The sequence below is a fragment of the Roseococcus sp. SDR genome (genome assembly GCF_019083995.1).
Lineage (GTDB): Bacteria > Pseudomonadota > Alphaproteobacteria > Acetobacterales > Acetobacteraceae > Roseococcus.
On sequence record NZ_JAHRCU010000022.1, the window covers coordinates 58,606 to 82,245 of the forward strand.

The 23,640-nt window shown below is 71.6% G+C and carries 19 protein-coding genes; 5 read left to right on the top strand and 14 right to left on the bottom strand.

Going from position 1 to position 23,640, the window contains the following annotated elements; all coding sequences use genetic code 11:
- Window positions 1–108: 108 nt before the first annotated feature.
- Genes KTR66_RS20595 through KTR66_RS20615 form a run of 5 tightly spaced genes read right to left on the bottom strand, consistent with a single transcriptional unit; the run spans window position 109 to window position 4,570 of the window.
- Entirely contained in the window at window positions 109–1,788 is a 1,680-nt protein-coding gene (locus KTR66_RS20595) for a stimulus-sensing domain-containing protein (protein WP_213615942.1), read from the bottom strand.
- A 2-nt stretch (window positions 1,789–1,790) separates the two neighbouring features.
- Complete coding sequence (locus KTR66_RS20600; protein WP_213615944.1) at window positions 1,791–2,093, bottom strand: CcdB family protein; 303 nt, start codon at window positions 2,091–2,093, stop codon at window positions 1,791–1,793.
- Between the two features lie 3 nt (window positions 2,094–2,096).
- Window positions 2,097–2,510, bottom strand: coding sequence for a type II toxin-antitoxin system CcdA family antitoxin (locus tag KTR66_RS20605; protein ID WP_213615946.1), 414 nt, complete (start codon window positions 2,508–2,510; stop codon window positions 2,097–2,099).
- 51 nt (window positions 2,511–2,561) lie between these two features.
- Entirely contained in the window at window positions 2,562–4,061 is a 1,500-nt protein-coding gene (locus KTR66_RS20610; RefSeq protein ID WP_213615948.1) for a tripartite tricarboxylate transporter permease, read from the bottom strand.
- Window positions 4,061–4,570, bottom strand: a complete 510-nt coding sequence (locus KTR66_RS20615; protein ID WP_213615950.1) for a tripartite tricarboxylate transporter TctB family protein — start codon at window positions 4,568–4,570, stop codon at window positions 4,061–4,063. The genes KTR66_RS20610 and KTR66_RS20615 overlap by 1 nt, the downstream gene beginning before the upstream one ends.
- 126 nt (window positions 4,571–4,696) lie before the next feature.
- Between KTR66_RS20615 and KTR66_RS20620 the strand changes: the two genes are divergently transcribed.
- Window positions 4,697–5,317 (top strand): trans-aconitate 2-methyltransferase, encoded by a 621-nt coding sequence (locus KTR66_RS20620; protein ID WP_213615952.1) that lies wholly within the window; start codon window positions 4,697–4,699, stop codon window positions 5,315–5,317.
- On the opposite strand, the gene KTR66_RS20625 is transcribed toward KTR66_RS20620, so the two are convergent.
- The 3 genes from KTR66_RS20625 to KTR66_RS20635 form a co-directional block, all read right to left on the bottom strand.
- Window positions 5,296–6,345: an alkene reductase gene (locus KTR66_RS20625; protein WP_213615954.1), complete on the bottom strand. Its 1,050-nt coding sequence runs from the start codon at window positions 6,343–6,345 to the stop codon at window positions 5,296–5,298. The genes KTR66_RS20620 and KTR66_RS20625 overlap by 22 nt on opposite strands.
- A gap of 132 nt (window positions 6,346–6,477) precedes the next feature.
- Complete coding sequence (locus KTR66_RS20630; RefSeq protein WP_213615956.1) at window positions 6,478–7,437, bottom strand: tripartite tricarboxylate transporter substrate binding protein; 960 nt, start codon at window positions 7,435–7,437, stop codon at window positions 6,478–6,480.
- 4 nt (window positions 7,438–7,441) lie between these two features.
- A complete protein-coding gene (locus tag KTR66_RS20635) occupies window positions 7,442–8,158 on the bottom strand; it encodes a SapC family protein (protein WP_213615958.1) in 717 nt (238 codons plus the stop codon).
- A gap of 178 nt (window positions 8,159–8,336) precedes the next feature.
- On the opposite strand from KTR66_RS20635, the gene KTR66_RS20640 reads away from it, so the two are divergent.
- The 3 genes from KTR66_RS20640 (at window position 8,337) to KTR66_RS20650 (ending at window position 10,474) form a co-directional block, all read left to right on the top strand.
- Window positions 8,337–8,684: a hypothetical protein gene (locus KTR66_RS20640; RefSeq protein ID WP_213615960.1), complete on the top strand. Its 348-nt coding sequence runs from the start codon at window positions 8,337–8,339 to the stop codon at window positions 8,682–8,684.
- Window positions 8,685–8,807: 123 nt separating this feature from the next.
- Window positions 8,808–9,293: a hypothetical protein gene (locus KTR66_RS20645; RefSeq protein ID WP_213615961.1), complete on the top strand. Its 486-nt coding sequence runs from the start codon at window positions 8,808–8,810 to the stop codon at window positions 9,291–9,293.
- A gap of 41 nt (window positions 9,294–9,334) precedes the next feature.
- Window positions 9,335–10,474 carry a cupin domain-containing protein gene (locus KTR66_RS20650; RefSeq protein ID WP_213615963.1) on the top strand — a complete coding sequence of 380 codons (1,140 nt, stop codon included), beginning with the start codon at window positions 9,335–9,337 and terminating at the stop codon, window positions 10,472–10,474.
- 91 nt (window positions 10,475–10,565) lie between these two features.
- On the opposite strand, the gene KTR66_RS24915 is transcribed toward KTR66_RS20650, so the two are convergent.
- From KTR66_RS24915 to KTR66_RS20680, 6 genes are read right to left on the bottom strand one after another with little or no spacing between them, the layout of a single operon-like run.
- Window positions 10,566–11,321 carry a GDSL-type esterase/lipase family protein gene (locus KTR66_RS24915; RefSeq protein WP_213615965.1) on the bottom strand — a complete coding sequence of 252 codons (756 nt, stop codon included), beginning with the start codon at window positions 11,319–11,321 and terminating at the stop codon, window positions 10,566–10,568.
- Between the two features lies 1 nt (window position 11,322).
- Window positions 11,323–15,378, bottom strand: coding sequence for a cellulose biosynthesis protein BcsC (locus KTR66_RS20660; RefSeq protein WP_213615967.1), 4,056 nt, complete (start codon window positions 15,376–15,378; stop codon window positions 11,323–11,325).
- Window positions 15,379–15,391: 13 nt separating this feature from the next.
- Entirely contained in the window at window positions 15,392–16,081 is a 690-nt protein-coding gene (locus tag KTR66_RS20665) for an ABC transporter permease (protein WP_213615969.1), read from the bottom strand.
- Window positions 16,078–17,082: an alginate O-acetyltransferase AlgX-related protein gene (locus KTR66_RS20670; RefSeq protein ID WP_213615970.1), complete on the bottom strand. Its 1,005-nt coding sequence runs from the start codon at window positions 17,080–17,082 to the stop codon at window positions 16,078–16,080. The genes KTR66_RS20665 and KTR66_RS20670 overlap by 4 nt, the downstream gene beginning before the upstream one ends.
- A 54-nt stretch (window positions 17,083–17,136) precedes the next feature.
- The gene (gene bcsA, locus KTR66_RS20675; RefSeq protein WP_213615972.1) at window positions 17,137–21,768 is read right to left on the bottom strand and encodes a UDP-forming cellulose synthase catalytic subunit; all 4,632 of its coding nucleotides are present in this window, start codon (window positions 21,766–21,768) and stop codon (window positions 17,137–17,139) included.
- The gene (locus KTR66_RS20680; protein WP_213615974.1) at window positions 21,765–22,565 is read right to left on the bottom strand and encodes a cellulose synthase operon protein YhjQ/BcsQ; all 801 of its coding nucleotides are present in this window, start codon (window positions 22,563–22,565) and stop codon (window positions 21,765–21,767) included. Before KTR66_RS20680 ends, bcsA begins: the two co-directional genes overlap by 4 nt.
- 859 nt (window positions 22,566–23,424) lie before the next feature.
- Here KTR66_RS20680 and KTR66_RS20685 point away from each other — a divergent pair.
- Window positions 23,425–23,640, top strand: a 216-nt coding sequence (locus tag KTR66_RS20685; protein ID WP_213615976.1) for a hypothetical protein, incomplete at its 3' end; no start/stop codon positions are given.

Consider the following 23,640-nt stretch of genomic DNA (forward strand, 5'->3'; position numbering starts at 1 on the left):
CGGCAGCCGCACGACTTCGCTGGCGCGCGGCTACGCCTTCGGCAGCCGCACGACTTCGCTGGCGCGCGGCACCACCTTCGGCAGCCGCACGACTTCGCTGGCGCGCGGCTACGCCTTCGGCAGCCGCACGACGAACCGCGCGCCCAGCACCTTCCCCGCCGCGTCGCGCCGGTTTTCCGCGCTGATGCGGCCGCGCAGCCCCTCGATGATCTGCTTGGAGATGGAAAGGCCGAGGCCCGAATGCTGGCCGAAGCGTTCACCGCGCGGGCGTTCGGAATAGAAGCGGTCGAAGATGCCCTCGAGTTTGGCGTCGGGTATGCCGGGGCCCTCATCCTCGACGATGATCTCCACCTCCGCCCCCGCCTCGCGCGCGCGGAGCCAGACATGGCTTGGCGGCGAGCCGCGATCCGGGCTGAAGGAGACGGCATTGCCCAGCAGGTTGCGGAAGACCTGCACGAGGCGATCCTCCACGCCCATCGCCACCAGCTTCTCGGGCGCCTCCAGCTCCATCTCCGGGTCGCGCGGCGTGCGGGTCGTGTTGTGCAGCTCGACCAGCACGGCGAGGATCGGGCCGATATCCACCGGCTCCGCCACGGTGCGCGAGAGCTCGGCATCCACGCGCGATGAATCGGCGATGTCGCCGATCAGCCGGTCCATCCGCACCGCATCATTGGCGATGATGCCGAGCAGGCGCTTCTGCTGCGCCGGATCCTCCACGCGGCGCAGCGTCTCGATCGCGCTGCGCACGCTGGTCAGCGGGTTCTTGAGTTCGTGGGCCACATCGGCGGCGAAGCGCTCATTGGCGTCGATGCGCGCCCAGAGCGCGCGGGCGGCGGCCTGGAGATCGCGCGAGAGGATGCCGATCTCGTCCTGCCGGTCGAGCAGGCGTTCGGGCACGCTGCCGCTGCGGCCCTTGCCCTGGCGCATCTCGGCCGCCGCACCGGCCAGCTGCAGGATCGGACTGGCCAGCGTGCGCGCCAGATAGAGCGAGACGGCGACGGTGAGGATGAGGGCGAGGACGAACAGGCCGAGCACGCTGGCACGGATTTCAAACAGGCGCGCATCCACCTCCCGCGCCTCGCGCGTCAGCAGCACGATGCCGACGGCCTGGGCGCCGCGCCGCGCCGGTTCGGCGACACTGACGAGAAGGCGGCCATCGGGCGTGCGGCGGATATAGGGGGTGACGCCGCCTTCGAGGGCCAGGCGCAGCTCGGCCTGGCGCTCCGGGCCGAGATCGGGCTGCCAGTCGAAGCTCTGCGCATCGGGCGTGGTGTCGAGCACGACGGGGTTCAGCGCCTGGCGCGGCAAGAGGCCCAGCACGCGCTCGTAGAGGCCGGAGACCGTGTCGGAGAGGGCGCCGCGCGGCGCGGGCGCGGGCAAGGGCTCGGTGACGACGGCACCGCCCGCCGCCTCGCGCACGCGGCTATCGGCGACGACGAGGCCGGCCGTGTCGAAAAGGCGCGCCTGGGTGTTGGGCGAGGGCTCGACCAGGCGGCGCAGCAGCGGGCGCGCGACCTCGGGCACCAGCACGGCGCGGTCATCCTGGATGCGGACGGCGGCTTCCGCGATGCCGGCGGCATAGATGCGCGCCTGGGTGCGCATGGCCTCGACCTCGGCGGCGAGCAGGCCGTTCTGGTACTGATCGAGGTAGAGCAGCGCCGCGGCGAGCAGCGCGGGCGGGAGTGCGTTCACCAGCAGGATGCGCCGGAGCAGCGGCGAGACCCAGCGGCGCCGGCGGTCGGGCTCCGCCACGCCATCCTCGGGCTTGAGCAGGGGTGCTTCGGGCATGGTCAGAAGCCCGTGACCAGCGCGTCGAGCGCGCGGGTGATCTCATCCTGCTGGGCGGCAAGGGAGGCGACGGGCGGGCCGAGCTCGCGCCGGGGGATGGCGCCCAGGAGCTGCGTGGCCATCAGGAAAGGGCGACCCTCGATCTGGAAACGCGGGTGCAGATCCCGGATCGGGGCTGGCACCGCATCGGGCGGCAGGAGCGGCGCGACGACGCGGGTCTCCAGCCGGTCCAGGAAGTCGCTCTGGATCTGTACCAGGTAGCCCGGGGCGCCGCGCGGGCGGCGGAAGACATCGAAGCGCGCCACCGGTCAGAACATGCGGTATTCGGCGAGGGGCAGCTCGTTGCTCTCGGTCCAGCGGTTCCAGGCCTCGATGGCCTCCGCATTTTCCGCAAGCCAGCGTCGGGCCTTCTCGGCGCGAATGGCCTCCTGCACGGCGCGGGCGGCGATGGCGGCGGCATCAAGGCCCAGCGCCTCGGCTTCGGCGGCGAAGGGGGTCTGGGTTTCGGCGAGGCCGGTTTGCGCGGGTGCGGCCTCGGGGAAGAAATCGGCGGCGGTGACGGCGCCCTGCGTGGCACGGGCCAGGGCTTCCATGCGCGCGCGGCCGCGCGGCACGGCCTGGCCCGTGGCCCAGCGCAGCACGGTGGTGTGCGAGACGCCGAGCTTCTCGCCCAGCGCCTGCAAGGTGGTGTCCGTGCGTTCGAGGTATTCGGCGAGCTTCATGGCCGGAAATTGCACAGGCGCGATGTGCGAATCAAGCACAATATGTGCATTTCACGCCACGCGCCGCCGCGCCCAGACCCCATAAATCCGCGGCCCCAGCAGCGCCGCCAGTGCCACCAGCAGGATGATCAGGCTGCCCGGCCGCGTCACGAAGACCATCCAATTGCCCTCGCTGATGGTCAGCGCCTGGCGCAGCGCCTGCTCGGCCATCGGGCCCAGGATCATGCCGATGACCACCGGCGCCACCGGGAAATCGAAGCGGCGCATGAACATGCCGATGATCCCGATGGCGTAGAGCAGGATCAGGTCCACGATGGAGTTGGAAATGCCGTAGGTGCCGATGGTGGCGAAGACCAGGATGCCAGCGTAGAGCTGCGGCGTCGGGATCTTCAGGATTTTCACCCAGAGGCCCACCAGCGGCAGGTTCAGCACCACCAGCATCACATTCGCCACGAAGAGCGAGGCGATCAGCGTCCAGACCAGCTCGGCCTGCGTCTCGAAGAGCAGCGGTCCGGGCTGGATGCCGTAGCTCTGGAAGGCGCTGAGCATGATGGCGGCCGTGGCGGAGGTCGGCAGGCCCAAGGTCAGCATGGGCACGAGGATGCCGGCGGCGGCGGCGTTGTTCGCGGCCTCGGGGCCGGCCACGCCCTCGATGGCGCCGGTCGTGCCGAATTCCTTCGCGTGTTCGGGCGAGGCGAGCTTCCGTTCGGCGTAGTAGCTCAGCATGGTCGGCATCTCGGTGCCGCCGGCGGGCAGCACGCCGAAGGGAAAGCCGAGGCCGGCGCCGCGGATCCAGGGCCAGAAGCTGCGCTTGAGATCGGAGCGCGAGAGCATCAGCTTGCCCACGGGCAGCACCTGCGGCTCGCCGCCATGATGGCGCCAGGCCATGTGCAGCGCTTCCGCCACCGCGAAGAGGGCAACGGCGACGAGCACGACATTCACGCCATCGAAGAGCTCCGGCAGGCCGAAGGTCATGCGGGGCTGGCCGGTCTGCAGATCAATGCCGATGAGCCCGAGCGTGAGGCCAAAGAAGAGACTGACGAGGCCGCGCAACGCCGAGCCGCCGAGCACGGCGGAGACAGTGACGAAGCAGAGCACCATCAGCGCGAAGTATTCGGCCGGGCCCAGCACCAGCGCGAAATCCACGATGACGGGTCCCAGGAAGGCGATGCCGAGCGTGCCCACCACGCCGGCCACGAAGCTGCCGATGGCGGCTGTGGCCAATGCAGGCCCGGCGCGGCCATTGCGCGCCATCTTCGCCCCTTCGAGCGCGGTGATGATGGAGCCGCTCTCGCCCGGCGCGTTCAGCAGGATGGAGGTGGTGCTGCCGCCATACATGGCGCCGTAGAAGACGCCGCAGAAGAGGATGAAGGCGCCGGTGGCGCTCACCTGGAAGGTGATGGGCAGCAGCAGCGCGATGGTCAGCGCCGGCCCGATGCCCGGCAGCACGCCGACCGCGGTGCCGAGGAAGCAGCCGAGCAGCGCCCAGGCCAGGTTGGTCAGCGTCAGCGCGTGGGAGAAGCCGAGAGCGAGCCCGTTGATCGCCTCCATCAGGGCGCCTCCTGCCCGAGCAGTTGCAGGACGAGACCCTCCAGCAGCCCCGCGCCGATATTCACGCCGAGCCCCTGCACGAAGAGGAACCAGACCAGCAGCGTCAGCGGCAGGGCGATCAGCACGTCCCGCGCCATGGAGCGGCTGCCGAAGGCGGCGGCGACCAGCACGAATTGCGCCGAAGCCGCGATGGAAAAGCCGGCCGGGCCGATCAGGACAAGGTTGGCGAGCAGACCCGCACCCAGCAGGCCCAGTGCGCGGAGATTGGGCGGCCCGGCCTCCGCCACCTCTGCCACCTGGGCAGACCAGCCGCCGCGCAGGGCCGAGAGCACGAGCAGCGCGCCCAGCAGCGTCATGCCGCTTGCCACCACATAGGGCACCGCCTTGGGGCCGACCTGCGCGTAGAGGGGCGAGACCGGGATGGCCCCGGCCTGCCAGAAGCCGACCAGGCCGAAACCCAGGACGAACAGGCCCGCCAAAAGGTCGGGCAGCGGGATTCGGTTCGTCATGACGCCTCGCGTTTCCTCACCCGGCAGTCTTGGCGGATTCATGCCATCCGTCACCTGTCTGGCACGTGGCAAGCTTGTCATGCGGGCAAGCTTTCTTGGCCGGCGCGGCACCGCCATGCTGGTGGCATGGGCGCGGAGAACATCATCGGCCTTTACGAGCGGCACGCCGCCGCCTTCGACGCGCAGCGCGACCGGCGGCTGTTCGAAGCCGCCTGGCTCGGTCGCTTCACGGCGCTGATCCCGCCAGGCGGCGCGGTGCTGGACCTGGGCTGCGGGATGGCCGAGCCGATCGCGGCGCATCTGATCGGCTCGGGCTTCGGGGTCACCGGTGTGGACAGCGCGCCAAGCCTCATCGCCCTCTGCCGCGCGCGCTTCCCCGGGCAGGAATGGCTGCTCGCCGATATGCGCTGCCTCGATCTCGGCCGACGCTTTGACGGCCTCCTCGCCTGGGACAGCTTCTTCCATCTGGATCACGCGGATCAGCGTGCGATCTTCGCCGTCTTCGCACGCCACGCAGCTCCGGGGGCCGCGCTGATGTTCACGAGTGGCCCGTCAGACGGCGTGGCGATGGGCTGCTTCGAGGGCGAAGTGCTGTATCACGCCAGCCTCTCGCCCATCGAATACCGGCGCCTCCTCGTGCGCCACGGCTTCGCGGTGGTGGCGCACCGCACGGAGGATCCGGAATGCGGCGGGCGCACCGTCTGGCTCGCCCGCCGCGAGGGCGCTCAGGCGGCGAGCGCCGGGTAGTCGGTATAGCCCTTCGCCCCACCGCCGTAGAAGGTCGCCTGGTCCGGCGTGTTCAGCGCGGCCCCCTGGGCCAGGCGCTCCGGCAGGTCCGGGTTGGCCAGGTAGGGCACGCCGAAGGCGATGAGGTCGGCGAGGCCGGAGGCGATGTCGGCCTCGGCCCGCGCGCGGTCATAGCCACCGTTCAGGATCAGCGTGCCCTTGTAGTGGGCGCGGATCAGCGCCGGCACGTCAAAGCCCGGATTGGTGTTGAAGATGTGCAGATAGGCGAGGTTCCGCTTCGCCAGCTCGGCCGCGACATGGGCGTAGGTCGCGGGCGCGTCCGGATCCTGGATGTCGTTGAAGACACCACCCGGCGAGAGCCGCACGCCCACGCGGTCGGCACCGATCGCCGCCACCGCCGCATCCACCGCGCCCAGCAGGAAGCGCGCGCGGTTCTCGATGGAGCCGCCCCACTCATCGGTGCGCTGGTTTGCATTGGGGGCGAGGAACTGGCCCGGCAGATAGCCATTGGCACCATGCACCTCCACGCCGTCCAACCCGGCCTCGCGCGCCAGGGTCGCGGCGCGGCCATAGGTGGCGATCAGGGCCGGGATCTCGGCGGCCTCGAGCGCGCGGGGCGTGCCGTGCGGCTTCATGCCCTCATGCGTGTAGATCTCGCCCGGGGCGGGGATGGCCGAGGGCGCGACGGGCGCGGCACCATCCAGGAAATCGGGGTGGGAGATGCGGCCGGTGTGCATCAGCTGCACGAAGATATGGCCGCCCTTGGCATGCACCGCGCGCGCGACCTCGCGCCAGCCCTCGGCCTGCGCCCGGTTGTAGAGGCCCGGGATGTCGATGTAGCCGCGGCCCGAGGCATCGGGCGTCGTGCCCTCGGTCACGATCAGCCCGGCGCCGGCGCGCTGGGCGTAGTATTCGGCATTCAGCGCAGTGGGCACCTGGCCGGGCGTGCGGTTGCGCGTCATCGGCGCCATCACCACGCGGCTCTTGAGATTCAGCGCGCCGAGGCGCACGGGGGAGAACAGGGACATCGTGAGGCAACTCCTTGGTGGGGGCGCGGGACATGCCGCGCCCTTGCCGGAGGAGATGGGGTGATCGCGCGGGCGGGTGAAATCACGCCCGGTGATGATGTCCATTCACGGGAGGCCATTCACGCGGGGCGATTACCCCGCGAGGCCAAGTTCCTTCAGCACCGTCTCGGTCGCCGCGATGTCGGCGGCGAGGAAGCGCTCGAACTCCGCACCCGGCAGGAAGGCGTTGTCCCAGCCGCGCGTCGTGAGCAGCTCGCGCCAGGCGGGCAGCGCGTTCAGCTCCGTCATCAGGTTCACGAGCGCGGCGCGCTGGTTGGCGTTGATGCCCGGCGCGCCGAAGACGCCGCGCCAATTGGCCGTGACCACATCCACGCCCGATTCCTTGAGCGTCGGGATGGCGGGGTCGCTGCGCGTCTCGCCGGTGGTGGCCAGCGCCCGCATCCGGCCGGAGCGGATCTGCTCGGCGAACTCGGAGTAGCCCGAGATGCCGGCCTTCACCTGCGCGCCGAGGATGGCCGCCTGGGCCGGGCCGCCGCCGGCGAAGGCCACGTAGCTGCCCTCGCGCGCGTTGCGGCCCAACGCCTTCAGGATCATCCCGAGCGTGATGTGATCCGTGCCGCCAGCACTGCCGCCGCCCACCGAGGTTCCGCCCGGATTGGCGCGGAAGGCCGCCAGCAGCCCCGCGATGTCCCGGATCTCGGAGGAGGCGGGGACGACGATCACGCCCACCTCCTGCGTCATGCGCGCGATGGGCGTGACGTTGGAGAGACCCATGGGCGAGCGGTTGGTCAGCACCGCGCCCACCATGACGGAGCCCGCGACCATCAGCGCATCGGGCCGCCCGCGCCGCTGCGAGATGAAGCGCGGCAGGCCGACGATGCCGCCCGCGCCGCCCACATTCTCGAACTGGAAATTGCCGACGAGGCCGGCCGGGCGGGCCACCTGCTCGATCGCGCGGCCGAGGCCGTCCCACCCGCCACCGGGGCCCGCCGGGATGAACATGCTGAGATTGGCGAAACGCGTCTGCGCCCCGGCGGCGGGCGCGAACGCCGGCAGCAGGGCCGCGGCGGTGAGGAGGCTTCTGCGCTGCATCGTCTCAACCCTGCATCTGCTTGAGTTCGGGAATCCCGCCCAAGGAAAGCAGGTGGGCATAGATGGCGTCCAGCCAGCCCTTGTCGCGCAGGGTGGCCAGCTGCTCGCCGGTCAGTTGGGCCATCCGCTCGCGATCCACGGCGTGGAAACCATCCACGCGGAAGGGCTTCCCCTCCCACTCGAACTGCGTGGCGGCCGGCTGCAGAAGGCCCATGAGGGAGAGGCCCTCGGCGAATTCCTGGGTCTTGCGGAAGGCCGCCTCGACCGAGCGGGTGAAGTCCAGCGCCTTGCTGGCCAGGGGGGCGGGCTTCTTCTCCGCCTCGAAGAGCGGCTCGCCCGCCGTGGTGGCGAATTGCGGCGCCTGGGGGTCGATGCAAAGCACGAGCTGATCGGAATCGGCGGCGGCGCGCACCAGGAGGAAAGGGTAGCGGCGCAGATAGGCGGGCACATAGGTGCCGCGCCGCCAGCCGCCCTTCTCATCCACGAAGAGGTTGCGGTCAGGGGCGAGGCCGGTCAGCGCCACCGGCATGTGCGGCGCCGCCGCCGCGAAGACCACCGGCATGTGGCGGCCAGCCAGGGCGAATTCCTCGACCGCAAGCGGGATGGAGGAGAGATGCGCGGCAAAGCCGTGGCCGACATCACGCAGGCGAAGCGCGGCATGTCGCTCGGCATCGAGGGGCTCGAGCGCGGTGTAGAGGACGGGAAGGGTCGGGGTGCTCATGATGTGTCTCCGGCGGGCCGACGGAACTCGATCGAACGATCCGGCGCTGAATTAATTATTGGACAGCACCGTCTTTCTGGCACTCCGGGCCTTGTTTTTCAAAAACAGCATAGACCACCATCTCATGCCCGAGGAAGGTCCGGGCCACTGACAAGCAAAGCATGAATCGAGGAAGCCCATGTCCGATTCCGACCGACGGCTCAGCCGCCGCCTCATCGTCACCCGCGCCGCGAGTGGCGCCGGCCTGATCGCCGCCGCCGCCGCGATCCCGGGCGAGGCCGCCGCGCAGCGCAGCGTGACCGATGCCGACCCGCGCGACGCGGCCGGCGCCGGCCGGGGCTCGGGCGGCGGCCAGTACCGCACCAATGCGACGGATCGCGACCCGAACGACCAGGCTGGCCGCGGCCGGGGCACCGGCTCCTCCACCGGCTACACCGACCGCGACCCGACCGATGGCCCCGGCCGCGGCCGCTCGGGCCGGACCGACAGCGATCCTTCGGACGGGGCGGGGCGCGGCCGCCGCTGAGGCGCGGCACGCACCGGCGGGAGAGGGGGAGAGGCGAGACGGCGATTGTGTTCGGCGCGCTGCCTGTGCACTCTTCCGGATGCGGATCATCCGCCAATGAGACAGGATACGAGGAAGCCCCCGATGGAAAATCGTCTCTCCCGCCGGCTGCTGGTTCTGCGGGTCGCCGCCCTCGGGGGCACCGGAACCGCCCTGGCCGCCTGTGTGCCGACCGGGCCCACCCCCGTGGTCTCGCGCGGCACCGGCATCACTGACCGTGACCCGAGCGATGGGCCGGGCAATGGCCGGGGGGGCTATCGCGGCACAGGCATCACCGATCGTGATCCGAGCGACGGGCCGGGCCAGGGCCGGGGTGGCTATCGCGGCACCGGCCGCACCGATTCCGATCCGCGTGACGCGGCGGGCCAGGGGCGCGGCGGCTATCGCACGACCGGCATCACCGACCGCGACCCGAGCGACGGCCCCGGCAATGGCCGTGGGGGTTCGCGGGGCACCGGCATCACCGATCGGGACCCGAGCGACGGGGCGGGCCGCGGGCGCGGCGGCTATCGCGGAACCGGCCGCACCGATTCCGACCCCCGCGACGCACCCGGCCAGGGCCGCTGGTAACCCACAGCGCCATTCATCGAGCCCCAGATCGAGCCAGGACGATGCAGCAAGGATTGACCGAGGCGGCCTTCGCCCTCGCCTTCGAGGGCATGAGCGTGGACGCCGCGCTGGCCCTCCGCGAGGGGCTCGACTGGAAGCACTTCAAGGGCTCCCGCCCGGATCGCTTCGCGGACCTGCTCTCCGTCGCCGATCTGGACGCGCATCTGCGCACCGACGGCGCCCGCACGCCGCGCATCGCCATGGCGGACGAGGCGCGCAACGGCAGCGCGGGCGTGCCGGAGGAGGAGTTCGCCCTGCCCGACGGGCGCGTGGACCTGCCCCGGCTGCTGGCGCGCTTCGATGCGGGCGCCTCGCTCGTCGTCTCGCAATTCCATGAGACCCATCCGCCGCTTGCGAAGTTCTGCCGGGGGCTCGAACGGCTGTTTCTGCACGCCGTGCAGTCCAACATCTACCTGACACCGCCCGCCGCGCAGGGCTTCCGCACCCATTTCGACACGCATGATGTGCTGGTGCTGCAGGTGGAGGGCCGCAAGCGCTGGCGCATCTGGGATGGCGAGCGGGTGGAGCGGCCCACGCGCCGCACCCCTTGGCCCGGCAACATGCCCCCCCTGGGCGAGCCGCATGTCCTGGTGCTGGAACCGGGCGATGCGCTCTACATCCCGCGCGGCATCATGCATGACGCGGCGACGGAAGCGGGCGAGCGCTCGCTGCACGCGACCATCGGCTTCATGGAAGCCTCCTGGGCGCAGGCCATCCGCGCCTTGGTGGACGAGGCCGAGCTGGCCGACCCGGCGCTGCGCGAGAGCGTGCCGAGCTGGCGCATCGGCGAGGCCGACCTGCTGCCCGCCCTGGCCGAGAAGCTCACCCGCCTCGCCACGCCCGCCCATGCGGAGCGGCTGGCGAACCTGATGCTGGAACAATTGGCGCGGGACCGGCAGCCCCTGCCCGCCCGCGGCCTCTTCGCCCCCATGCCGGAGGGCGCGCTGCGGCTGACCGAAGGCATGCACTCGCACCTGGTGCAAGACCAGGACGGGACGGCCACGCTGTTCTGGACCGGCGGCACCCTGCCGCTGGAGCCGGGCGAGGTGGCAGAGCTGGCGGCACTCGCCGAGGGGGCGGTGCCGGGCGATGCAGCTTTCGCCCGCAAGCTCTGGGGCATGGGGCTGCTGGAGCCCGCCTGAGGGCGGCCCCCCATGCGTTCACGCCGCACGCCCCTGCCCTTGCCGAGCGGATGATTCAGCGTTTCGGCGATCCGCCTCAACGCATCATGCTCTACCGCTGCAGCGCCAGCCTGAGATGCCCCTCGAGGGCGGTGGAGAGGATGGCGTAGCCGACCTGGGTGAGGTGCAGCCAGTCGAAGGCCACCCATTGCGGCAGCACGCCCTCGCCATCCACCAGAAGCTGCCCGGGTTCGCTGTAGAAGACGCGCTGGTTGTCACCGCAGCCCTGCAGGATCTGGTTCAGCCGCTGGATGGGAAGGCGCATCGGGTCGGTGGGGAGGTTCCCGCGCGGCAGGACGCCCAGCAGCACGATCCGGGCGCGCGGCGCGAGGCGCTGCAGCCGGCGGAGGACCGTGGCGACGCCCAAGGCCGTCTCCTCCGGGCGGTTGCCCTGGCCGATATTGTTGGTCCCGATCAGCAGCACGATGACATCCGGCTGCAGAGCGGGCGGCCAATGGCCATTCTCCAGGCGCCACAGCAGGCTCTGCGTGGTGTCGCCGGAGACGCCGAGATTCAGCGCCCCGCGCTGGCCGTAGAACATCCGGAAGATGTCGGGATGCCAGCCTTCGGTGATGGAATCGCCGATGAAGGCGATGCGCGCGCGTGCGGGATCGCTCGCGCGCAGCCTGGCCTGGGACGCCTCCGCCCAGACCCGCCATTCGGGCCAGCTGGGCATGGCCGGCATGGCCTCGGGCGGGAGGCGCTGCCCGGCCGGCACGGCGGGGCAGGCGGCCAGCGCGGCGCCGGCGAGGGAGACGAGCAGGCACGCGGCCGAGAGCAGGCTGCGGAGCAGCGCGGTCGCTCTCACGTCACCAGGTCGGCCGCGCGGCGCCGGAGGGCAGGCTGATCCATTCCGGCCGGCCCGCGCCGAAGCTCGATTGCATCGGGTCGTTCACATTGGGCGTCGGATAGGCGGCGCCCGCATGCAGCGGCAGCAGGTCCTCGCGCGGGCGGTCCAGGCGCCAGCGGAGGTAGAAGAGGCCCAGCGTGTCCTGGTAGTCGCCCACCGCCTCGAAGCGGCCGGCGACGCCGATCCGCACATTCGGCGTCACCGCATATTCGAGGTTGCCGAAGATGGAGCCGGTGATGCCGCTGCTGCGCGTGGGGGTGTTGTTGGTCGGCACGGTGCTGTCGAAGAAGGAGGCGTTCAACGCCTGCGCCTGCAGCGCCGAATTGGTCGGGAAGATCGGCGTCGCCGCCGCGCGATAGTTCTGGTAGCCGACCGCGCCGATGGTGCGCAGCGACCAATCCCCCCAGCGGGCGATGTATTCCGCCTGGAGCGAGGCGATGATCTGCTGCTGCGGGCTGAAATAGCCGCCCTGGCCGAAGGTGAAGCCGCTCAGGTTCTTGTCGAAGCCGAAATAGCGCAGATCCACGCCCATGGTGAGCTGCTGGTTCTGCTGGCGCATGACGGCGTAGTAGGCGCCGATGCCGGCATCCACGCGGGAGTTGTTCTGGACGTTGTCGCCCCGGTAGATGCTGTAGCCGGCGCCGGCATAGGTGCCGAAGCGCGCATTGGGCGCCCATTCGAACTGCAGGCGCGCGCCGGTGCGGACCACGCCACCCCAGGGGGCGCCGACCACGGAATTCGGCATGCCCGCGTAGGAGAGCATGCTCTCCGTCACCGCCCGGCGGTCGAAGGAGAGGCGCATGCGCAGCTGTTCGTTGATGCGCGGCACCACCTCCGCCCCGCCCACGATGTTGGTGCGGGCGAAGCCGAGCGGCGTGGAGCCGATATCGGCGCGGAAGTTGCGGCCGAGATAGGCGGCGCGCAGCGCGGCACCCTCCTGCGTCTCGGGGCCGGCGCGGAAGCTGCCGAAGGGCAGCACGGCATTCTCGCCGAAGACCCGCGCGCTGGCGGAGGCGGTGTTCAAATTGCCCGCGTTCAGCGCCACCGTATCCACGCCCATCACGATGCGGCCGGGCATGTTGCCCGGCATGGGCGTGCTGACCTCGAGCGGCACGGTCAGGTTGGTCAGGCGGGCGGTGCCGGCATTGCCCTCGCGGTAGCCGAGCATGGCGCCGGCCTGCAGCCAGGTGGCGGCCTCGTCCCGGGCGCGGATGAGCTCCTGCGCGATCTGCGCCGTCACCGGGTCGTGCAGCTGGGTGGGGCCGGGGCCGCCGCGCTGCGGGTTGAGGGCGATCTGCGTCAGCCGCGCCTCGGCCAGCTGGCCGCTGTTGCGCAGATGCTCGAGACGCCGCGCCCCGGCGCTTTCGATCAGGCGCAGGCTGCGGCCCAGCTCGCCGCGGGCGCGGGCCACCCGGGCTTCGGCCAGCGTCACCTGGATCTCGCCCGGATGCAGGAAGGCGGTCTCGGCGATCAGCGCGTCGGCCTCGCGCAGCCGGCCCTCGGCGAGGGCGAGGTCCACCTTGGCAAGGCGCGCCGTCAGGTTGCGCGGGTCGCGCTCCAGCACGGCATCCACCAGGATCCGCGCCTCGGCGGTGCGGTTGGTCGCCACATAGAGGCGCACGAGCGCCATGTTCAGCGGCACGCTGGCGGGCGAGGCGGCGAGCGCCGGCGCCAGCGCCTGATAGGCCTGCTCCGGCGCGCGGCGCTGGGCCAGCGCGTCGGATTGCTGGACCGCGCCCGCTTCCATGACGGCGGCGAGCTCGCGCCGGGTTTCGGCCGGGAGGTTGCGGTCGGCCAGCAGGGGCGCGGCGAGCGCGCTGGCATCCTCGAGCCGGTTCGCCTCGATCAGGGCCGAGGCGAGCGCGATGCGGTCGGCCGCGCTGGTGCTGGGGTTGGCGGCCAGCGCCGCGCGGGCGGCGAGGCCGGCGCGGGTCGGGTCGTTCAGCCGGGCGAAGGCACGCACCGTGGCGGGGCCCACCGTGAAGGCGGGGTCACGCCGGCCGGCGCCGGCCAGCAGCTGGTCCAGCGCGCCCTCGCGGCCTTCGCGCACCTGGAGTTCGAGCTGACGAATCTCGAATTCGCGCCGGCTCGCCGTCAGCAGGCGGTTCATGTCGGCGTTGCGCACGCGCACCGGGATGCGCTCGAGCAGCGCGACGACGGCGCCGAAGCGCTCCTCGTCGAGGGCCACCAGCGCGGCCGCGGTCGAGGCGTCGGCGGTGGTGTCGCGCTCCAGCCGGGCGGTGAGCTCGGCCGCTTCCGCGGTCTGGCCCAGGCTGCGCAGCTTGCGGATCGCGTCGAGCATGATCCAGGGATTGTTCGGCGCCATCGAAAGCGACTGGCGCAGCAGCGCGAGCGACTGCTCGGGATTGTCGGTCAGCGCGGCGCGGTCGCGCAGGTTGAAGGCGCGGGAGACCAGCACGTTCTGGTTTGCCGGCAGGCCCATCTCGCGCTGGAAGGCCTCGGCCTCCGCGATGCGGTCCTGGCCGACGAGCGCGAGGTAGAGGCCGTTCAGAGCGTCGCGCTGGCGCGGCCGGAGCGTCAGCGCGTTGCGGAACCGCATCTCGGCGGCCACGAAGTCGCGCCGGAGGATGGCCACCTGGCCCAGGATCAGCTCGCTCTCCATGCGCGCCTCGCCGCGCGCGTTCAAGCTGCGCCGGGCGAGCGAATCCGCACGGTCCAGGTCGCCGCGCTCCAGCGCGCGCCAGGCGAGGCCGAGCGGCCCGATGCCGCCGCCGCCGCCACGGCCGGCGGTGTTCCAGGGCGTGAGGTCGCCCACCGCGCGGGTGAATTCATCCGCCCGGTCGGGCGCGAGGGCGATGGCCCGGTCGCGCAGGTTCTGCGCCTCGGTCATCCGGTTCTGGATCTTCCGCAGCACGGCGAGGCCGAGGATGGACTCCGGATCGTTCGGATCGATGGCGAGGGCCGCGTTGAACTGCCGCTCGGCATCGGCATTCCGCCCGGCGTCGATGGCGGCCCAGGCCAGCAGGCGGGCCGAGGCGCCCGGGCTGATCGCGCTTTCCGAGGCGCGAATCTTCGCCTCCAGCTCGCGGTCGCTGGGGTTCAGGGCGAGGTAGGCGCGGATGCGGGCAGCGGATTCCGGGTCATCACCCAGCCAGAGCAGGGCCTGCCGCCAGGCGAGGCGCGCGGGCTCGCGCGTGCCGCGGTTGTTGTAGAGCTGCTGCAGCAGGTCCACGCCTTCGGTGCGGGTGTCCTCGCGGTAGGTGAGCAGCTGCGCGTAGGTCAGGGCCAGCGCGGGCTCGTTCGGCTGGGCCTGCACCATCCGGCCCAGCTCCTGCACCGCCTGGCGGTAGCCCGCCTCGGAGGAGCCGCCGAGAACCTGGAAGTATTCCGAGGCCAGCGCGGGCGGAATGCGCCCGTTGCGGAACAATTGCCGGTAGCGGGTCAGCGCCTCCTCGGGCCGGCCGCTGCGGGCGAGCTGGCGGGCGGCGGCCAGGGCTTCCGAATCCTCGCCGGTGACGCGCAGCAGTTCCTCGCCGCGGGCCAGGCGCGGGTCATTGGGCGCGAGGCGGCGCAGGCGCGTGAGGTAGCGACGGGCGGATTCCGGCTGGCTGCTGAGCGAGGCCAGTTCCACCGCCGTCGCCAGCGCCTCGATATTGTTGGGCTCGACGGCGAGCAGGCGGTCGATCGTCTGCAGGGCGCGCTCGGTCTGGCCCTGCTGCTGCCAGAAGGCGGCCTGCTCCAGCAGATTGGTGGAGGCGGCGCCGCCCGACATGCGGGTGTCGCTGCCGGTGGCCGCGGCCTCCGTCCCGCCCGGCGGGGCGGCGGCGGGGGCCGAGAGCGTGGGAGGCGGCGACAGCGTGGGCGGTGGCGAAAGCGGCAGCGGCCCGGCGGCCGGGGTGAGCGGCGGCGGGGCGGAGAGCGCAGGCGGCGGCGGCGAGAGCTGGGGTGGCTGCTGCGCGGCCGCCGGCAACCCGGCCAGGACGAGCCCGGCCGCAAGCCCTGCGGCCTCGCGCCGCGGCCAGCGGCGCCGCCGGCGTTCCGTGCGACTCAGCATGCGCGCGCTTCCATCACGGCCGCCAGACCGCCGTCGTGTCCCGGGTCACGAAGGCCTGGGGCTGCGGCGTGCCGCTGATCAGCCAGATGCTGTACATGCCACCCGCCTCCAGCCCTTCCAGGGCGAAGGGGGCACTGGCGCGGTCGCCGCAGGCGCTGCGGATCTCGGCCGTCACCGGGTTCACGCTGCGCGCCCGGGTGCCGAGGCTCGGCACGCCCTCGAAGACGGCGGGGCCGGAGGGCTGGATCGTCACGCCGGCGGCCGGACAATCGGGCATGGCGTTGTAGAAGGCGAGGCGGGCGCGGGCCCGGTTGAAATCGGCCGAGTCCACGACCGGTGTGGCGGCGAGGCCACCATTCGCCGTCGCATGGAGCAGCACGGTGACGAAGCTGCCAGGCTCGACGCGGAAGCTGGCCTGGCCGCGCCGCTGCCCTTCCTGGAATTCCAGGCGCAGCTGGCGGTTGGCGACGTTCTCGACCGTCGTGAAAGCCATGACGCGCTGCGCCGGCGCGGTGCCCAGGCGCTGCTGCGGCAGGAAATCGGGCCGCGCCGTCACCTCGCCCGGAAGCACGTTGACCAGCCGCACATAGGCCGAGCCGCGCGGCGGCACGGGGTCATAGACCTGGGCCTGCGCCCAGGCCGCGCCGGAGAAGCCGAGGCTGGTGGCGAGGGTGGCCGCGAGGGCGAGGAGCCGGCGCATCATGCCACGGCCCGCCGGACCTGGTTCAGGAACTCGGCGGGCGCGATCGCCCCGGTGCCCCAGGTCGGGTTGTTGCTGGTGTTCACCATGTCCTGCTCCAGGAAGTTCCAGACCAGGGCGCGGGGCCGCTGCTGCTTGAACGCGTCACTGCGCAGATAGTCGAGCAGGGCGAAATAGGTCCCCTGGTTGTTCGGCTTCCAGGAGAGGCCGACCGGCCGGACCAGCTGGTTGGACAGCACCGGCTGGAAGCCGAAGCGGGGCTGCACATTGCTGGTGCCGACGATCACCGTGTCGTAGCTGTCATCCTCGATCAGCGCGCCCGCCCCTTCCGGCGGCAGGATCTGGCGCACCAGCGATTGCTCGGGCCCGTAGGCGCCGCGCTGCGCGGCGGGCAGGTGCTGCACGAGGTCGCCCGCCGCGAGCTGCATGGGGCGGAGATCCCCCAGGCGGGTCCCGGGGCGCGGGCTGGCCGGAAGCTGCATCCGCTCGCGCATCATGCGCGCCATCTCGACCGCGGCGACTTCGGCGCCCATGGGCGTCCAGTGCGTGTCGGTCTTGAAGAACAGCGGATGGGCCGGATCACGCTGCATCTGCGCGCGGAACACGGCATCGAGGTCGGGAACGACCGCGCCGGCGCGGGTGCATTCCGACAGCGTCAGCGTGAAGCGCTGGGCGGCCTCGGGCGCGATCTGGGTGCCGGCCGGGAGGTATTGCCGCATCATCCGCTTGCGCGACGGGATCAGCAGGATCGCGACCTGGATGCGACCGGCCCGGAGGATGCCGATGGTTTCCGTGACGGTCTGCACGGCACTGCGCACCGCGGCCATGTCGACCCGGTTCACGCGGTCCCAGATCGGGAACAGCCAGCCATTGGTGCCGACCTCGACCAGGCCACCCTGCTGGGCCTGGGCCTCGCGCGATGCCCAGGGGCTCGCCAAGGGCAGGGCCAAGGCACCGGCCAGCCCGGCGCGGCGCGTCATCATCCAGGTGTTCGCTTCCGGCATCGCAGTCGCCCCCGTCGCTTTCGGCTTCTTGCTTCTCGACATCTCTCGGCGCCCTCAGACCGAGCGCTCGCGCAGGCGCTGCGCCGCACGGCGACGCAACGCCCAGTAGATTGGCCCCGGGATCAGCAGCAGCACCAGGAGGAAAATCCCCAGCAGCGCATAGGGGTTGTCCTTCATGAAATACTCCGGCCAGAGCCAGGGCGGCAGGCTGCCATGGGTGTAGGTGGAGCCGACGCGGAAGGCCTGGATGCGGCCGCCGGTCAGCAGAGCCGTGTCACCCTGCACGCGCGGCACCTGCTCGGGGTCGCGCAGCGCGGTCACCATCGCCTCGAGCCCGGCGGGGGAGGAGCCGGTCAGCGCCACGACCGAGCGGCCCGAGCTCAGCGGGCTCTCGAAGCCGAGCAGGGCGCCCAGCGACTCGCCCGGGTTGGCGAGCAGCGCGGAGACGCGCTCCAGCTCACCCCGGCGCTCGCCGCCGAAGAGGTTACGGAAATCACCGAAGGCGTCGTTCAGCCGGACGGTGAGGCGGTTGCCTTCCTGCTGGAGCGGCCCATCGCGCAGCAGGGCCTGCAGGGCGGGTTGCCGGCCCAGCGTGCCGATGACGAGCAGGTCCTTGCTGGCGACGGATTGCAGCCCGTCCGGCCGCACCACCTGCAGGTTCACGGGCGGATAGCCGACCAGCGCCGCGATGCGGCCGAGGATGGTGAGAAAGGATTCCAGCTCCGCCTGGGAGGGGCGCTCAGGCAGGACCACGGCCGTCTGCGAGAGATCCGCGAACTTGGTGAAGGGAAAGCCCGAGGAGGTGAAGAAGGCGAGGTTCGGCAGCGTCGTGAAGCGATAGGCGCCGGAGAGGTCGATCGTGCTGTCGGGGTCCACCGAGGCGCGGATGTCACCCGGCACCGCGATGCAGTCGCCCCGGTGCAGCGGGCGCATGTCGAAGCGCAGCTGCAGCTCGTTCTGCCCGAAGAGCATGTAGCTGGGGAGTCCGATCTGCACGTCGTCCGTCTCCGACTGGCTCACCTGGCGCTGGATCCAGTTGAACGGCCAGCTCAGCTCGGCCTGCCGGAGCGGGGCGGAGCGCAGATAGATGTCGTTCAGCGCCACGTCGAGGCGCGAGACGGCGACATCCATGATCGGGCCGGGCGGCGCGCGGAAGCGGATCTGCGCCGAGAGGGCGCGGTCGCGCGCGGTGTAGAGATCGGGCGCGGTGCGGAAGGGCACGGCGATGGGGCCCGGTACGTAGCCGAAGGCCTGCAGCTCCGACGGGTCCATGATCTCGCCGAAGCGCAGCGGGCGGTCCACCCGCACCCAGCGCGGCGCGTCATAGGGCTGGCGCGGCGGAATGTCCTGCGCCTGGATGGTCGCGAGTTCGCCGCTCAGCGCCTCGCGGCCCACGCCGAGCGCGGTGGCGGCGGCCACCGCCTCCTGCCCGTTGCGGCCGGCGACGACCAGCAGCAGGCCCAGCGGATCATTCGGGTTGGGCAGGATGGCCAGCGTCGGACCCTCCAGCCGCGGCATGATCAGGCCCGGGATGGAGTCGAGGCTGGCCGAGATCACCACCGCATTGCCGCGCGGCGGGAGCACATTGCCGACCGGGAAGCTCGAACCGCGGTAATCGGCCTGCACCGCGAACCAGGAGGAGACGATGGCGGCGGCGCGCAGCGCTTCGTTGCTCGCCACATCCGGCAGGATGAAGGGCAGCACCAGGGGCTCGCGCAGCTGGCGCGGGTCGAAGAAGGGCTCGGGCAGGCGGGCCAGGTCACGCGTGATGGGCAGGCGCTCAAGCCGCAGCGAAATGGTGGAATTGTCGGAGATCGTGCTCCAGAGCAGACCGGAGAGCGGGTCGTTGCACTCGATGGCGTAGCGGCCGGTGAAGCGGAAGTTCAGCCGGTTCACATCCGCGAAGAAGAAGGGGTTGATCGGAAATTCCAGCGGGCCGAAGGCCGGGCGGGCACGGTCGGGCTGGATGGTGCCGATGAACTGCTCGTTCAGCGTGAAGGCGATCTGGCTCAGCTCGGGGATGAGCGCGGGCGAGGTCGCGCCCTGCAGCGTCAGGCGGGCGGAGGTCACCACCTCATCGCCGCGCACGCCGAAGAGGAGGCCCTGCAGGTCCGAGACGCCGCGCATCTGCATCGGCCCGCGCAGGCCAAGCTGGCGCAGGGTGCGGGTTTCGGTGCGGGTGCCGGGCGCGTCCTGGCCGGGCGTCGCCATCAGCGGGTTGGCGCCAATACCGCCGGGCGGCTCGGCCGGGGCGGCGAAGCTCGGCAAGCCGCCGGGTGGGCCGCCCACTGCCGATGGCAGGGCCGGCGGCGGCGTCAGGCCGGGGGGCGGGGAGAGCGCGGGAGGGGCCGAGAGCGGCGGCGGCGAGAGCGCGGGGGGCTGCGGCCCGCGCGTCTGCGCGGAGGCGGCGCCCGAGGCGAGCAGCAGGCCCAGCGCGACCGCGGCGGGAATCGAGGGGCGGACAAGCCCCGCGCGCTTCACCGCCGCCTGTGCCGTCACCTCGCCGGCCTTGGCCTGGTTGAGATCGGGCATGGTGTCGGGCACCTGGATCGAACGCCCTGCCGGGGTTCGCTTGCGGAAGCTGAACTGCGAACCGCCGGCGAAGAGACCACCAATCGACACAAGCACTTCCTTCAGCGAGCGAAGAGGGCGATCCTCGCGGATAGAGTCCCAGTCCACCCAGGCATCGGCCCGACACAAGGTCGCGATCACAATACTGCCTTCATCCTGCATGTCCTGGGGCAGGAAGCGCAAATTGAGACGATCGTCTTGCCAGCGCAAGACCTCTGCCGGAACGGTCACGCGTTGCGAGCCGGCATCCAGCTCCACCATGACGAGGTTGTCCTCGCCCATGTTCTCCGGCGCGGGCATGCGCAGGGCCGCGCCGCCGAGCGAGAGATCCTCCGACATGCCCTCGACGCGGCGGCCATCGGCCAGCAGCACGGCGGCCTCAACCTCGGCCGAGACACGGGCTCGGGAGCGCACCTGACGCCGCTCGCGGCCCACGGCGAGGCCGGCCAGCACCGCGATGAGGCAGAAGGTCCCCCAGATCACGTTGAGCGCGAAGGCCTGGAATTCCAGGGTCTGCGGGGCATTGGCCGCAAGGCCGTAGATGCCCAGCAGCAGGCCGATCAGCAGCGCCACGGCGAGGAACATGTTGGGGCCCACGGCGCGCAGGTCGAAATAGCCTTCCTCCAGCGTGCCGCCCTTGTCGGTCACGTTGAAACGGCCGCGCTTGGGGTCGAGCAGCGTCGAGAGCGTGACCGGCAGGAGGTAGACGGTCAGCACCGTCTCGTAGATCTCGGACCAGAAGGAGTGGCGGACGGTCTTCTGGATGCGCGAGTTCGTCGTGACCGAGAGGACGATGTGCGGGCCGGCATAGGCCACGATGGCAAGCGGAGAGGCGGCGATGATGCTCTCGCCGAAGATGAGGAAGGCCAGCGGCGCCGTCAGGAACACGAAGCGCGGCAGCGGAAACAGGAAGTGGAACATCGCGTTGAAGTAACAAAGGCGCTGGCCGAGGTTCAGGCCACGCGCAAAAAGCGGATTCTCCACGCGCAAAATCTGAATCATGCCGCGGCCCCAGCGCATGCGCTGGCCGATGTGCAGCATGAGGCGTTCAGTGGCGAGGCCGGCGGCCAGGGGAATGCGCAGATAGGCGGTGCGCCAGCCCTTCTTCTGCATGCGCAGCGAGCAGTGGCAGTCCTCGGTCACCGTCTCGGTCGGCACGCCGCCCACCGATTCCAGCGCCGTGCGCCGGATGACGGCGCAGGAGCCGCAGAAGAAGGTGGCGCCCCAGAAGTCGTTGCCCTGCTGGATCAGGCCGTAGAAGAGCAGGCCCTCATTCGGCACGCGCTGGCCGGCGGCGAGGTTCCGCTCGAAGGGGTCGGGCGAGTAGAAGTAGTGCGGCGTCTGCACCATGGCGAGGCCCTGGTCGCGCAGCATCCAGCCCAGGCTGAGCTGGAGGAAGCCGCGCGTCGCCACGTGGTCGCAGTCGAAGATGACGACGTATTCCGAGCTGGTCTGCGCCAGCGCGTGGTTGATGTTGCCGGCCTTGGCGCCCTTGTTGTCGGGGCGGATGATGTAGTTGCAGCCGACTTCCTCGGCGAAGCGGCGGAAATCCTCGCGCCGGCCGTCATCGAGCAGGTAGACGTTCAGCTTGTCCGACGGCCAGTCGAGCGCGAGCGCCGCGAAGACGGTGGGACGGACCACGTCGAGCGGCTCGTTGTAGCTCGGGATGAAGACATCCACCGAGGGCCAGTCGTCCGGATTGGCGGGCAGCGGCGCCGGCTTGCGGTCGAGCGGCCAGAGCGTCTGGAAATAGGCGAGGACGAGCGCGATGATGGCGTAGACCTCGGCCATCAGCAGGCCGACGCCAAGGAAGCTCTGCAGGAAGGTGCTGAAGTCCAGCGTCTCGGTCAGCCGCCAGAAGATGTAGCGGAGCGAGACCAGCAGCGAGAGCACGATCAGCATCAGCGTGATCGTGCGGCCCTGGATGCGGTTGAGCACAAGGAACAGGAAGAGGCAGCCGAGCGCGAAGACGACCTGCTGCTCGGCCGACATCGGCACGGTGATGATGGTGAGCGAGAGAATCGCGCCCAGAGTGACGATCAGCCAGCCGAACCACTTGTTCCGCATCAGCGGAAGCCGGGCCAGCCACTCCTTCCGGGCGGCGACTTCGCTCATCGCGCGCCCCAGCCCGGGCTGAAGGGTTCGGGCACCGGCGGCAGGGCCGCCTCGATGCCGCGCGCGATCTCGCGCAGGTCTTCGGCCGCCTGGCTGTTCGGCGCCAGGTCGAGCACGAGGCGTTGCGCGGCGAGCGCCTCGGCCACGATCTCCTCGCGGCAGATGGCGCCCAGCAGGCGGGGACCAAGGTGGCGGGCGACCGTCTCGGCCGCGGCGCGGGAGAGGCGGGTGTTGGGGTCCACGCCGTTCAGCACGACGCGCAGCCGGCCCGCGAAGAGTGCCGCCATCGTGCCCGCGCCCAGGAAGCGCCCGCTGTCGATGTCGGGCACCAGCGCGGCGCTCGTCGCATCGGCCAGCAGCACGGCACAGACCATGGAGGCCATGGGGGCGAGGATGCTGAGCGCGTGGGAGGCGCCGGGGGGCGTGTCCGCGATCACCAGAAGGCTCGGATCGGCCAGGATGGCGCGCAGCGGGGCGGCCAGGAGCTCGGGGTCACGCTCCAGCGCGTGGGCGAGGCCGAGAGCGCCGCGGATATCGATCGAGCCATGGGGCAGAAGCATCACGCCCGAGGCGGTCTGTCGCACCATTTCGCGCCAGTCGGGGCGCTTCGGCAACTCGGTCATGAAGCCGGCGATGTCGCTCAGCGGGACGCCGAAATGCAGGCGGAGCGTATTCTGCGGGTCGAAATCCATGACCAGGACGCGGCGACCCTGGCGCCGCATGGCATCGGCGACATTGGCGGCCAGCGTGGTCTTTCCGACACCGCCCTTGGGGGATGCGAAGCAAATGAGGGGCATGGAGCCTCCGGCGGCCTAGTAGCTTGACGGCGCCCGCAGGGCGGCGCGGAACGTGTCAAAGGGGGATGCAGCAGGCGGGCCGCCCGCCGCAACGCGACGCATAACCTCCCCCAGGGGAACTGTCACGGCCGAGGCCGGGATGGCGTTGCTTCCGGGCCGATGCGCCGCCTCCTGGACGGCGCGGCCAGAAACGGGTTCAGGCAGGCCGGCAACGCCGGGATAGGCGACGACGTGCTTCAGCCGGCTGAGCGTGCTGCCCGCCGGCGCGGGCGGCCCGGGCGGCGCGGCGTCACGCGGGGCGGCGAGGCCGCTGAAGATCGCGAATTCGGCCAGCGGGGCGCCGGAGGGCGCGGGCGGCACGACCGGCAGGGGCGCCGAAAAGGCGGGCGGCGGGGGCGCTGCAGCAGCGGGCGGCGGCGGAGCCGCGAAGACGGGCGCCAAGGGAGCCGCGGGAGCCGGCGCCAAGGGAGCGGGCGCCAAGGGAGCGGGCGCCAAGGGAGCGGACGATAGTGGCGCCGCAAAGGCGGGGGGCGGGCTGGCCGGACGCGGCGGCTCGGCCATGGCCGGAGCGAACGACACGGGCTCCAGCGCCGGCATGGCGGCCGCGGCCTGCGCGAACAGGGAGAGGTCCGGCGCCGCGGGGAGGGAGGGCGGCGGTTCGGCGAGGGCCACAGGGGCCGGCAGCGGAGCCGGGGCGGGCGTTGGCGGCGGCACATGTGCCTCGGGCCGCACGGAAAGCGGCGCGGCGGCGGCGGGCGGCGGCGGAAGTTCTGGCTCGGCCGGCGCGGGCGGCGGTGCGGCCACCGGAGCGGCCGGCGGCGCCGAACGCTGGGCCGGGCGCGTGAGGACCGACCAGTCGATGCCCTCCAGGACCGAGGCCGCGGCCGGCGCCAGGGCCTGTGCGGGCGGCGACGGCACATCCACCACGGACGGCGCAGGGGCCGGCGCCTCCAACGGCGCAGGCGCGACGGCCTGCGGCATGCTGGCGACAGGCGGTGCGGGAGGCGGCAGCGGGGGCGGCGGCGCGGCCACCACCAGGACGGGCGCGCTGCGCGCCACTGGGGCGGGGGCGGGC